Below are 12,314 nucleotides of genomic sequence, written 5' to 3'. Positions count from 1 at the left end.
GTCGTTCTGCTACTTTTACAGGTATAAATTGACCTGTTTTAGCATCGCGACCTCTTTTATAAGAATTGGACATGAGTCACCTCTTACAGAAGAATGCGTTCAAGCGCATTGCTCAACAATAGCCCAATTGCTACTGCCTGCTGCTTTCAGAGAATTGAGCAAAAAGAACTACAAGCCCAATTTAATTATAAGATATATTTATGTGGTTATTTTTAGAGTTGGTGCCGCTATGGTGCCGCAACTTGAAGATTAGTTAATTTAATCCAGATAAATCAATAGGTTATATGGTGGAGGCGGCGGGAATCGAACCCGCGTCCGCAAATCCTCTGCCTTCAGCTCTACATGCGTAGCCATGTCTTTTGATTTAACTGTGCATTCTCCGACGGGCAGGATACTACACAGCGATTCCCTGAATTTCGCATCTTAATACGGGATGGATTAAGACACTAGCTTATCTCTTATGACCGTTGATTCGATACCGATAAGCGGGCTCGGTCGAACGGGATACTGGGTTTATTGGCCAGTACACAGTGATGGTTCATCTAAAGTGCTTATTAGGCAGCGATAGCTTCCCCACCAGCAAAGTTTTCATCGTTTGCATTTATATTTAGTTGAGTCTGATTTACGAGAGTTCTCATTCTCGGCATGCACCTCTGGTTTTGCAACCCACGTCGAAGCCAGGTCGCCCCCCAATCTGTACATTTTAAGTATAACATAAAATGGTCGCAGATGAGCAGCCTTTCTTGTGAAAATTCATTTGGATTTAGAAAGGCACCTGGGCTACAGCCTCGCTTTCGCCCAGTGTCTCATTACCCATGAATACCATTGTGACGTAGCAAAGCATCCACCGTTGCAGGACGTCCTCTGAACTCTTGATAAGCCTCAGCGGCTTTCTTCGAACTGCCTGCTTCCAATATATAATGCAAGAAATCATGTCCTGTTTTGGAGTTTAATACGCCTTCTTCTTCAAAACGGGAAAAAGCATCGCTGGATAAAACTTCGGCCCAACTGTAACTGTAGTAGCCTGCAGCATATCCACCACCAAAGATATGACTAAAGCTCTGGGGAAAACGATTGTAAGGAACCACAGGGACCACACAGGTTTTAGAACGTACATCCGCCAGAATGTCATCAACCAATGATTTACGATTCGGAACATATTCCTGATGAATACGAAAATCAAATACTGAAAACTCCATCTGCCGTAACATTGCCATAGCGGATTGGAAATTTTTGGCGGCGATCAGACGTTCAAAAAGTGAATCAGGGAGTGGCTCCCCAGTATCCACATGTGCAGTTAAAGCAGCCAAACCGCTTTTCTCCCAACACCAGTTTTCAAAAAATTGGCTGGGTAATTCCACCGCATCCCATTCCACGCCATTAATACCTGAGGCACCGAGATAATCGACCTGAGTTAAAATGTGGTGCAAGCAATGGCCAAATTCGTGGAATAAAGTCACCACCTCTTCGTGGGAAAGCATCGCAGGCTTATTGGCTGATGCCTTAGCAAAATTACAGGTCAATGTCGCAATGGGTAACTGTAGGGTACCATCTTCCAACCTTCTGCGGCTTTGCAATGAATCCATCCATGCACCGCTGTGCTTATTGGATCTGGCAAACAAATCGGTAAACACATAACCACGAACATTGTTGTGTTCATCGACAACACAATAGCATTGTACGTCTTTATGCCATATATCAACGCCTTTTATTTCTTCAATCGACATCCCGTAAAGCTTTTTAACTAAATCAAATAGTCCCTGCATGACTTTCGGTTGAGGGAAATAGGGACGCAAATCTTCCTGTGATAGAGTAAATAAAGCTTGTCTTCGTTTTTCAGACAAATACCCTATATCCCAAGGCTTGACCGGATTAAGCTGATATTTTTCTGCGGCAAATTGTTCCAACTGTTTAAACTCACTAGTTGCCTGGGTATGTATTCTGGCAACCAAATCGTCCATAAAATCGCGCACTTGCTGGGTTGAGTCGGCCATTTTTGTTGCGATTGATAGTTCTGCATAATTATTGAAACCCAAGAGTTTGGCCTTTTCATCCCGTAATGCCAAAATTTCCTGAATCAAGGGTGTATTATCATAAGTACCCGCGTGAGGGCCTTGATCTGAGGCTCTGGTAATATACGCCTGGTACATTTCTTCTCGTAAGGCGCGATCTTCCGCATACGTCATCACCGCTTGATAACAGGGGTACTCCAGGGTCAGCACATGTCCTTCCAGACCTTTTTCTGCGGCAACTTCTTTAGCAGTATGTAACGCATGCTCTGGTAGTCCTGCCAAACGCGCAGGATCTTTAATATGTAAGGTAAATGCTTGGGTTGCATCCAAAATATTGTGTTCAAATTGATTGGTCAGATCGTCCAGACGTGTCTGGATTGCTTCAAATCGATTTTTATGTTCTTTATCCAAAGCAACGCCGGATAATTCAAAATCCCGCAAACTATCCGCAATTATTTTTTGCTGCACTGGATTCAAAGAATGGAGATCGATTGATTTAATGGCTTCATACAAGTCATGGTTATGACCCATTGCCGATTCATAAGCTGAGAGTAATGGCAAACAGGCATCATAGCATTGACGCAACTCAGGGGAGTCCATCACGCCATGCAAATGAGACAGCGGAGACCAAAAACGCTCCAGCTCATCAGCCATATCATCTAAAGGGTACATTAAATTGTCCCAGGTATAATGAGGATTTTCTTTGAGCAAACGTTCCACCTGCTCCAAATGCTTTTTTAATATGGCATCAAGATGCGATTGAAAGTGATTCACATCAAGATGGCTAAATTGGGGTAATCCGACTGGCGCTGACATGCTTTACCTTTGAAAATTAATACAAGACCTAAAGCATAACATTCAATTAATAAAGGCTCTATACCCCAAATGAGATCATTGATGGAGGTGAAGGTCGTGCAGCGAGGACTCTCTATTTTCTAGCACGGTGCATCAGAGGAGATTCCTCCCTGCACTCGGGATGACGGCCGATTATTGTAGGCAGCAAGAGGTCTCATCGAGTTGCATCTCGTCTTCTTCCTTAGAAATATTCTCTAACTCTACAATTGCTGGCTCTTTATTGCCAAAAAATCCGAACTTTGACAATGCGGATGAACGATCTAGGGTATCTTTGGGGCGACTCTCATTAATCGCGTCGGTTAGAGCAAAATTAACAAAACAAATCACCACCAGGGCAATGGCACCAAGCACAGCAATAATGGGATTTGCTGCAAAAATGGGAAGCGCGCAACACATAGCCAGGAAAATGAGCGCGGTCGTCGTTAAATGAGAGCCAAGTCGAAATTGCTCAAAGGCAATTTGATTGTCTATTGCTTTAAGATGCTCGTTTATTGCTCTTTGCTCATTTATATCTGAGGTCGTACTTAACATGGTTGTATATTGCGACCGTAGCTCAAATAAACGACTCAACTCAATATACGCACGAGTCAATGACATGATGATATCAAAAGCAAAAGCAGCAAGGGACACATAAAAAGCAAATGGCGCCAAGGCGCCCACTAAATAATAACAATTAATAAATCCGGCGCTAAACCAAACAATATCATTCCCTAATTCAAACCACCGACGTTTTATTTGAGCATTGAAACGAACAGACCAACCTAAAGATTCCTCTTCCTCCTCCATCCACCAACCAGGCACCGTATGTTTGAACACCACGAAGAAGTTGACCAACAAACGGGGTAGAAAGAAAATCCATGCTATTTGCGCAAGAATAGGGTCCAGAACATTATCCATTACACTGACAAAATGAAGGTATGACTCTGATTTGGATATCCGGGAGATAAAATCTAAAGCACGTTTCGAACGTGTGAATAACAATCGAAACGGATTTGCTTCGACCGTCATATTGCGTATTTCTTGAGTAAATGAAAACTCATCTACAGTTTTAGGTTTTTTAAGAAAATTGGGTATTAGCTGTGCGAGTAATTCACGATACAAATTTTGTTGCTGACGTAACCTTACCACTTCTCTTGGTACAATCAAATAGTGCGCGTAGATATGTTCCAAAAGTTCAGCCATCATCAATGCGGCAATCAGCAGCTCTTTGAGTTCCTCTCGATCGATCGGCTTCTCAGAGTCAAACTTGGCTTTTAGTTGTTGTCCCAAAAGACTGTATTCTAGGTTCAATACCAAATGAAGAGGGACTATCTTACGATAAAAATCAGGACCTAACTTTTTAATGCTTTCTGTGAAGTTCCAATTCACAGGATTTTGTACAGCCTGTGAGAAAGGGAGCTCAGAGAAAGTTTCTGCTAAAAAAGTTTCATGTAAATGTCGAATAAGTGGGGTCATGATGTCCTAAAATGAATTTTGGGATATCAAATGAACAATCTTATACTGCTCATTTGCTTATTGTCTATTAATAACTTCAAAAGTAAAAAAATCGGTCTGATTATATATAAATCTATACAAAAAGAAAATTTATGAACATGAGTCCTACTGGTTGTTGTTTTAGTGAATCGATTAAGCACGCCTGGATTCGTTTTTTATCAGCCCAAAAATATCCATGATCTATCTTATCGATCTATAATATAGTTACACAAATTTATCGTTTTAGCATGCTCATTAAACACGAAAATAGGACAAAATTAAGTCTTTTTGCAAAATAATGATCAAAAATGCACTTATTTTCTTGCTGATTCATGTCTTCTGAGCGACAATATCACACCGAGTTAAGCACGAAGAGTACCCATGAATCTTTCCAAAGAATTAGCTAATGCCATTCGCATTTTAAGTGTAGATGCCGTAGAACAAGCTCAATCAGGACATCCAGGAATGCCTTTAGGCATGGCAGACATAGCCACCGTTTTATGGAAGAAGTTTTTAAAACACAATCCCCAAAATCCTCATTGGTTTAATCGCGATCGTTTTGTATTGTCCAATGGGCATGGTTCCATGCTGCTTTATTCATTACTTCACCTCACCGGTTATAAGCTTTCTTTGGAAGACTTGAAGCAGTTCCGTCAATTAAATTCGAAAACCCCTGGACACCCAGAATTCGGCCATACGCCTGGAGTAGAAACGACTACAGGTCCTTTAGGACAAGGTTTGGCAAATGCTGTAGGCATGGCTTTGGCAGAGCGGGTGCTCGCAACACACTTTAATCGCGATAATTTTAATCTCGTGGATCACTATACCTATACTTTTACTGGCGATGGATGCCTTATGGAAGGCATTTCGCACGAAGCGTGTTCGCTCGCAGGTACTTTAGGTTTAGGAAAGCTCATCGTTTTCTATGACGACAATGGCATTTCAATTGATGGGAAAGTTGAATCCTGGTTCACTGATAATACAGCCCAACGTTTTAAAGCCTATCATTGGCAAGTTATCGAGGGGGTAGACGGCCATGATATGGATGCTATTGAGCAAGCCATTCTTGAAGCACAGGCCAATACCACACAACCCACACTGATTATCTGCAAAACCGTAATTGGACTAGGTTCCTCGGTAGCAGGAAGTGAAAAAGCTCATGGATCTGCGCTGGGTGCAAAAGACGTTGCCAATGTTCGTGAATTTTTTAACTGGAACTACGAGCCTTTTGTCATCCCTGATACCATTTATCAGCAGTGGAATCATATAGAACAAGGGGAAAAAGAAGAGCAACAATGGCTCATGCAACTGAATCAATACCAGCAAAAATATCCTCAAGACCACTATGAATTGTTACGTCGCATCAATGGCGATCTGCCTGATGATTGGCAAAGTTACAGCGATGCATTTCTTGAGCAGTGCCGCAGCAATGATAAAGCCATTGCCACCCGTAAATCATCACAACAATGCATTGAACATTTTGCTCGCTTACTGCCTGAAATGCTCGGTGGTTCAGCAGACTTAACTGGATCCAACAATACAGATTGGTCCGGCACCAAAGCCATCACTGCCGAAGACTTTTCCGGTAATTACCTATATTATGGCGTACGCGAATTCGGTATGGCCGCAATAATGAATGGCCTGGCAGTCCATGGTGGATTTATTCCTTATGGTGGAACATTCCTTGTTTTTGCCGACTATGCACGTAATGCCATACGTTTAAGTGCCTTAATGCAGCAACGCATTATTTATGTCTTTACTCATGATTCAATTGGGTTAGGTGAAGATGGTCCAACCCATCAACCAGTAGAACATGCGTCCATGCTTCGTATGACTCCAGGTATGAGTGTTTGGCGTCCCGCAGATTTAATGGAAACAGCCGTTGCATGGAAACTCGCTTTGGAGCATCATAATGGGCCGACATCCTTGCTGCTTTCAAGGCAAAATCTTCCTGCATTGCCTCATGGAGCAACAGCGGCTGAGTTAATTATAAAAGGAGGTTATATCATTCTGGATTGTGATGGAACTCCTGATGCCATCTTAATCGGAACAGGCTCGGAGGTTCAACTAGCACTTGCTGCTGCGGAGCAGGTGAAAACACGAGGATTTAAGGTGAGAGTAGTCTCTATGCCTTGTGCGGAACGATTCTTGGAGCAAGATCAAAGTTATAAAGAACATGTTTTGCCTCAAAATATTCAAACCCGCATCGCAATTGAAGCGGCCAGTTCTGCTTATTGGTATCAATTTGTTGGTTTACAAGGTGCAGTCATCGGCCTGGATCGTTTTGGCGTATCTGCCCCTGCTGCCCAAGCCTATCAATATTTGGGTATTACTGTAGAGCGAATAATTAAGACATTGGAAACATTGGTAGTAAAAAATAAAATATGATTAATAAATTTGTAGTCTAGATAAAGCAAAGAAGCATGCCCTCCCCCACTTATGGGAGAGGGGTTGAGTGAGGGTTCACATAACCGCAATTAAAAACCCTCATCAGCCCTACGGAGATCCCTTCTTCCCATGGGGAGAGGGGATTGCTGAGCTTCATGGCGGTAAAGCTACGAATTAGATACTTAACTTGAGATAAAGGGTCTGCTTACCATTTGCTAGATTGTAAACAGACGCCACTAAAATTGGAGAGAAGTAATATGACAATACGTGTCGCGATTAACGGCTACGGTCGCATTGGCCGTTGTATCTTAAGAGCAATTTTTGAATCAAAAAAACAAAATGAATTTGAAATTGTTGCAATCAATGATTTATCTGCGATTGATACTACAGCACATTTGACCCGTTATGATACAACACATGGTCGTTTCGCATCCGATGTAAGTGTTGAAGGTGACATGCTTGTTATCGATGGTCATGCGATTAAAATCATTGCCGAACGCAATCCCCTGAATTTGCCGTGGAAACAGTTGAACATTGATTTAGTTTTAGAGTGCACCGGCTTTTTTACCGAGCGCGAAAAAGCGATGCAACATATTACTGCTGGTGCAAAAAAAGTATTGATTTCTGCCCCAGGAAAAAATGTGGATGCGACCATAGTTTATGGAGTAAACCACCATAAACTCAAAGCCTCTGATCTCATCGTTTCCAATGCTTCATGCACCACAAATTGTTTAGCTCCAGTTGTGAAACCATTAAACGATGCTTTAGGCATTGAAGCAGGTTTATTAAATACCGTGCATGCCTACACCAATGATCAAATGCTTTTAGATGGAAGCCATGAAGATCTACGTCGTGCTCGTGCAGCAGCCCACTCCATTATTCCAACCAAAACAGGTGCCGCAGCAGCAGTAGGATTGGTATTACCTGAATTAGCAGGAAAACTGGATGGTTTTGCGATGCGTGTTCCAGTTCTTAACGTGTCTGTTATTGATTTAACTTTTACAGCAAAACGTGAAACCACTGCAAAAGAAGTCAACGATATTGTACGCCAAGCAAAAAGTAGCATCTTACAAATTAATGATGATCCTTTAGTTTCCTGTGATTTTAATCATAATCCTGCATCAGCTATTTTTGACACTACTCAAACTAAAGTATTTGGTAACCTTGTTAAAATTGTAGCCTGGTATGACAATGAATGGGGCTTTTCTAATCGTATGCTTGATACAGCTCAGCAAATGATGAGTTGCTAGAACCCCTGTTTGGAGATAACTGATGAATCTGATACAAATGCGGGATATAGACCTGTCAGGAAAGCGGGTGCTGATTCGTGAAGATCTGAATGTTCCAATCAAAGAGGGGATTATTACCAGTGACCAACGATTACAGGCAGCGCTTCCTACGCTTAAAGCTGCTTTAGATGCTGGTGCTGCAGTTATCGTCTTATCTCATTTGGGACGTCCTGAAGAAGGAAAATTCGAACGACGTTTTTCGATGGCGCCCATTGCAGAATATATGCAGGACCATTTAGATTATCCTGTTCGTTTCGTAAGTGATTACCTCAATGGCGTGGAAGTCAAACCAGGTGAATTAGTCGTTTGCGAAAACGTACGCTTTAATGTTGGCGAAAAAAGCAATGAAGAACAGCTGGCAAGGAAACTTGCCAATCTATGTGATGTTTTTGTCATGGATGCTTTTGGAACAGCGCACCGAGCGCAAGCCTCGACTTACGGTGTCGCTCAATATGCACCGATTGCAGTGGCAGGCCCCTTATTAGTAAGGGAACTGGATGCTTTGAACAAGGCACTTGCCGCCCCCAAAAAACCCATTGTGGCAATTGTCGGTGGCGCCAAAGTTTCCACGAAACTCAGTTTGTTACGCCAATTAGTCACTCTCGTTGATTATTTAATCCCTGGAGGTGGAATTGCCAATACATTCCTTAAAGCCCAGGGATTTGAAATTGGTGTTTCTCTTTATGAACAGAATTTATTGGATGAAGCACGTGAAATTCTCCAACTGGCTAAAGAGAAAGGCTGCCATATCCCCTTACCAACTGATGTGGTAGTCGGCAAATCCTTTAGTGAACATTGCCCAGCCTATAATAAATCACTGCAAAATGTCGCTACAGACGACATGATTCTCGATATTGGTCCGATGACCGTCAGTGAGTACGTTGATATTATTAATCAAGCTAAAACTATCATTTGGAATGGTCCTGTTGGAGTTTTTGAATTTGCACAGTTTGCTTATGGAACCCGCGCCTTAGCTATTGCTATTGCTGAAAGCGATGCCTTTTCAATTGCCGGTGGTGGCGATACGCTTGCAGCAATCGATCTCTATGATTTAAACCAGCAAATTTCTTATGTTTCCACAGGGGGTGGGGCGTTTCTTGAGTGTTTGGAAGGAAAGACCTTGCCAGCTGTTGCCATTTTGCAGGAGCGTGCACAAGATGTTAAGACAAACTAAAATTGTTGCCACATTAGGACCATCCAGTAGCGACCCAATCACACTCCGAGCCATGTTAACCGCTGGTGTTGACGTGGTACGCATTAACTTCTCCCATGCCGATACCTCTGCATTGCAGCTTATTGCCCTGGTTCGAGGAATTGCGGAAGAGTTGAATTGCCCCGTGGCAGTCATGGCCGATTTGCAAGGGCCCAAAATTCGCATTGGCCGTTTCCAAAATAAATCGATCTCCTTGATTGAAGGTCAAGCCTTCACTTTGGATTGCGATGCCCCAGAACTCTTAGGTAATAATAATGAAGTATCTGTAGCTTATCCAAGTCTAGCTCGGGAACTTGCCCCAGGAGATCATTTATTGCTTAATGATGGCTTGATTGAATTAGAAGTCAAAACCATTTCTGGCTCTAAAATTCACTGTATCGTCATTGAAGGGGGTATTCTGAGTGATCTTAAAGGATTAAACAGAAAAGGCGGTGGCCTGGCAGCCAGAACCATGACGGATAAAGACAAACGTGATTTACATACAGCCATTGAAGCGGAGGTAGATTACATCAGTTTGTCCTTTGTAAAAGATGCCGAAGACATTCGCCATACCCGTGCCCTCATCACTGAATTCGGTAAAAAAATACCGATTATCGCAAAAATCGAACGGACAGAGGCGCTGGAATTCCTCACTGAAATTATTCAGGAAGCCGATGCAATCATGGTTGCACGAGGTGATCTAGGCGTTGAAGTAGGTGCGGCAGAAGTCCCTGCCATTCAAAAACATATTATTGGTGAAGCCCGTAGATTGGATAAAGTGGTCATCACTGCAACACAAATGATGGAATCGATGATTAGCCATCCTCAACCCACTCGTGCCGAAGTTTCTGATGTTGCTAATGCCATATTGGATGGAACTGATGCGGTGATGTTGTCTGCAGAAACTGCCAGTGGTCAATTCCCCGTAAAAGTTCTCGCTATGGTCAATAAGATCTGCCTCAGTGCTGAGAAGCATGCGAATTTTTACTATCATAGTAACGAGGAAACCTATCATTACCAACGTGCCGATCAAGCAATTGCGATGGCAACAATGCATGCGGCGAATCATTTCCCTATCCAAGCCATTATTACTTTGACTGAATCAGGCGATACCGCATTATGGATATCAAGACAACAAAGCGCCGTTCCTATTATTGCCGTATCTGCGAATAAGAGAACTATAGGTCGCTTATGTCTTGTTCATAATGTGTTCCCAGTGTTTATGGATTACCATCAATTCGCTTCTGAAACCTTGAATCAACAAGTACTTGCAGAGTTAATCAAGTTAGGCCATCTGGAGAAAGAACACTTTGTATTATTAACACGTGGTCGAGTAATTGGTTCAGCAGGCGGTACAAACAGTATGGAGATTATTCGGGTTTAGAGATTATAATAAATAAAATTTTGCGGGTGTAGTTCAATGGTAGAACCTCAGCTTCCCAAGCTGATGGCGTGGGTTCGATTCCCATCACCCGCTCATTAAGGTGTACTGATGATACTCGTGTGTCATTGGTACTTTTTGATGCAACAATCAAACCTTGTTTGTTCCGTTTGCCGCGTGTATCATAAAGTGTTTTTAATTCGCCACAGCCACCCCAAGTAATAACATAAGGAATTGTTATGAGCTATTTAACTCAAATTCACTAGGTTTAAGTGCTTTCTCTTTATTTCCAGATCCTGTTTTAAAACACACACCAACCACGAACTGCCTTATCGTTTGCGGTAGATTGTCTCCTTATGATCTGAAAAAATTGATTACTTTAAGAATTTTGTAAGCCCCAATCGACGTGACTCATTTGTTAAGGATAATTATGAAAATAACATCATTATTTTTATTTCTCACATCATATTTTTTATGCAGTAGTGCTTATTGTGAAGAAGGCTATTGGGATGTTTTAAAAATAGAAAAAGTTCAGCAAGACAATAAATTTTCTTCAGAAGAGCGCAAGTTACGGGCCCGTGTGCAAATGGTATATCAAAATTACAGCCAAGCGCATCCGAATTGCAATTACCAAGCAAATCCTAATGTCTATGTTTATCCAGCAACAACTTATATCCTCTCCAATCCTTATATTCCAACGGGTAAAGAGCGCATGGCCTTTAAATTTAAGATTAGAAATTTTGTAATCGACAGTCCGCCAAGTGATCAGGTTAATGATCCCTACTGTGGCAAAGTCAGCATCAAATGTGCCTCTTATGATGAGCCGTTTCTCAAGTTCAACTATTATTGCGAACGCATTCATGACGGGAAGGTATCCGATCCGGCACGATTATCTGATCCGAGATATAATAAATACCTAGCCTATCAGACAATTTATAATCTGACAGTCATGCCTACAGCACTGAAAAACTTTGGCCTGCTGCAACAATTTTATCCTTTAGAGTCATTCCCTCCCTATTCCAGCGCACAAACCCCTAATCCAGATTATGAATATCCAGCCGTAGTCTACTCTACTTTTAACTATCCAGATCCAACAGTCCCTCCCTCACCCAATTACAGTAACGGCAACTATGGTTTCTTATTCCTGGGTTCAGCAGAAAATTTAAAGTCTTTATGTTATTCAATTAAGCGTTCTAATTTATCATTAGAAGATGCGGGCGTTCGTATTAACGAGTTTTTCGGATTACCACCAGACTCCCCGGACGTACAACGCGCATTTACTTTTTTCAAATTAAGAAATAATCCGCACCTTTCTGGGGTACAAGATGGCAATATTTTTCGACCCTGTGCGGTGAATAGCAGTATTGAAACCCTTTCCTGCCCTGTTTCTGCTCTAGAAATCGCTCATAATTGCAAAAATCCGCCCCCCGCACCCTATGATGGAACGACACTCAGCTCGTTCTTAACAAATCAATTTTATTCCGCTTATTGCAGCAAGACCCCAAGTAAAGATTCGGGTCAACCCATTCATTACCCATGGACAGGACAAGGATTTACTTATGATTGGTATCCATGGCCTATATATCCAATCAATGTTCAAGGAAATTCTGAGTATGTTCCGGCTACCAATAGCGGCGGTTTTAATATCGAAGTAACGGATAAAAAGACGTTAGCAGATTTTCTAATGACTTGTGATTTTGACTAAAAGAAGTGATGCCTTCTAG

The 12,314-nt window shown here is 42.0% G+C and carries 7 protein-coding genes, 1 tRNA gene and 1 other RNA gene; 6 read left to right on the top strand and 3 right to left on the bottom strand.

Features of this window, described 5'->3' with window-relative positions; all coding sequences use genetic code 11:
- Window positions 1–285: 285 nt before the first annotated feature.
- From ssrA to OQJ26_RS10690, 3 genes are all read right to left on the bottom strand, one after another.
- Window positions 286–690, bottom strand: a transfer-messenger RNA (tmRNA) gene (gene ssrA, locus OQJ26_RS10700).
- Window positions 691–809: 119 nt separating this feature from the next.
- Entirely contained in the window at window positions 810–2,828 is a 2,019-nt protein-coding gene (locus OQJ26_RS10695) for a M3 family metallopeptidase (RefSeq protein WP_265703823.1), read from the bottom strand.
- Window positions 2,829–2,999: 171 nt separating this feature from the next.
- Window positions 3,000–4,322, bottom strand: coding sequence for a hypothetical protein (locus tag OQJ26_RS10690; protein ID WP_265703822.1), 1,323 nt, complete (start codon window positions 4,320–4,322; stop codon window positions 3,000–3,002).
- A 399-nt stretch (window positions 4,323–4,721) separates the two neighbouring features.
- Between OQJ26_RS10690 and tkt the strand changes: the two genes are divergently transcribed.
- The 6 genes from tkt to OQJ26_RS10660 all read left to right on the top strand — a co-directional run bounded on the left by tkt (window position 4,722) and on the right by OQJ26_RS10660 (window position 12,295).
- Window positions 4,722–6,728 carry a transketolase gene (tkt, locus tag OQJ26_RS10685; protein WP_265703820.1) on the top strand — a complete coding sequence of 669 codons (2,007 nt, stop codon included), beginning with the start codon at window positions 4,722–4,724 and terminating at the stop codon, window positions 6,726–6,728.
- A gap of 257 nt (window positions 6,729–6,985) precedes the next feature.
- Window positions 6,986–7,978 (top strand): type I glyceraldehyde-3-phosphate dehydrogenase, encoded by a 993-nt coding sequence (gap, locus tag OQJ26_RS10680; protein WP_265703819.1) that lies wholly within the window; start codon window positions 6,986–6,988, stop codon window positions 7,976–7,978.
- Window positions 7,979–8,000: 22 nt separating this feature from the next.
- A complete protein-coding gene (locus tag OQJ26_RS10675; protein ID WP_265703818.1) occupies window positions 8,001–9,191 on the top strand; it encodes a phosphoglycerate kinase in 1,191 nt (396 codons plus the stop codon).
- Window positions 9,175–10,593, top strand: a complete 1,419-nt coding sequence (gene pyk, locus OQJ26_RS10670; RefSeq protein ID WP_265703817.1) for a pyruvate kinase — start codon at window positions 9,175–9,177, stop codon at window positions 10,591–10,593. The genes OQJ26_RS10675 and pyk overlap by 17 nt, the downstream gene beginning before the upstream one ends.
- Before the next feature lie 22 nt (window positions 10,594–10,615).
- Window positions 10,616–10,686 (top strand) — tRNA-Gly (locus OQJ26_RS10665).
- Between the two features lie 334 nt (window positions 10,687–11,020).
- On the top strand, window positions 11,021–12,295 hold the full coding sequence (locus OQJ26_RS10660; protein ID WP_265703816.1) for a hypothetical protein: 1,275 nt from the start codon (window positions 11,021–11,023) through the stop codon (window positions 12,293–12,295).
- Window positions 12,296–12,314 lie beyond the last annotated feature (19 nt).

This window comes from Legionella sheltonii (genome assembly GCF_026191355.1).
In the GTDB taxonomy this organism is placed as follows: Bacteria; Pseudomonadota; Gammaproteobacteria; order Legionellales; family Legionellaceae; genus Legionella; species Legionella sheltonii.
The sequence above is the reverse complement of the archived record's forward strand: the minus strand, read 5'-3'. Positions and strand labels throughout refer to the sequence as shown.

Coding starts and splice junctions, on each gene's coding strand:
- OQJ26_RS10695 (WP_265703823.1), bottom strand. CDS start 2,828: ATGTCAGCGCCAGTCGGATTACCCCAATTTAGCCATCTTGATGTGAAT.
- pyk (WP_265703817.1), top strand. CDS start 9,175: ATGTTAAGACAAACTAAAATTGTTGCCACATTAGGACCATCCAGTAGC.
- OQJ26_RS10660 (WP_265703816.1), top strand. CDS start 11,021: ATGAAAATAACATCATTATTTTTATTTCTCACATCATATTTTTTATGC.
- gap (WP_265703819.1), top strand. CDS start 6,986: ATGACAATACGTGTCGCGATTAACGGCTACGGTCGCATTGGCCGTTGT.
- OQJ26_RS10690 (WP_265703822.1), bottom strand. CDS start 4,322: ATGACCCCACTTATTCGACATTTACATGAAACTTTTTTAGCAGAAACT.
- OQJ26_RS10675 (WP_265703818.1), top strand. CDS start 8,001: ATGAATCTGATACAAATGCGGGATATAGACCTGTCAGGAAAGCGGGTG.
- tkt (WP_265703820.1), top strand. CDS start 4,722: ATGAATCTTTCCAAAGAATTAGCTAATGCCATTCGCATTTTAAGTGTA.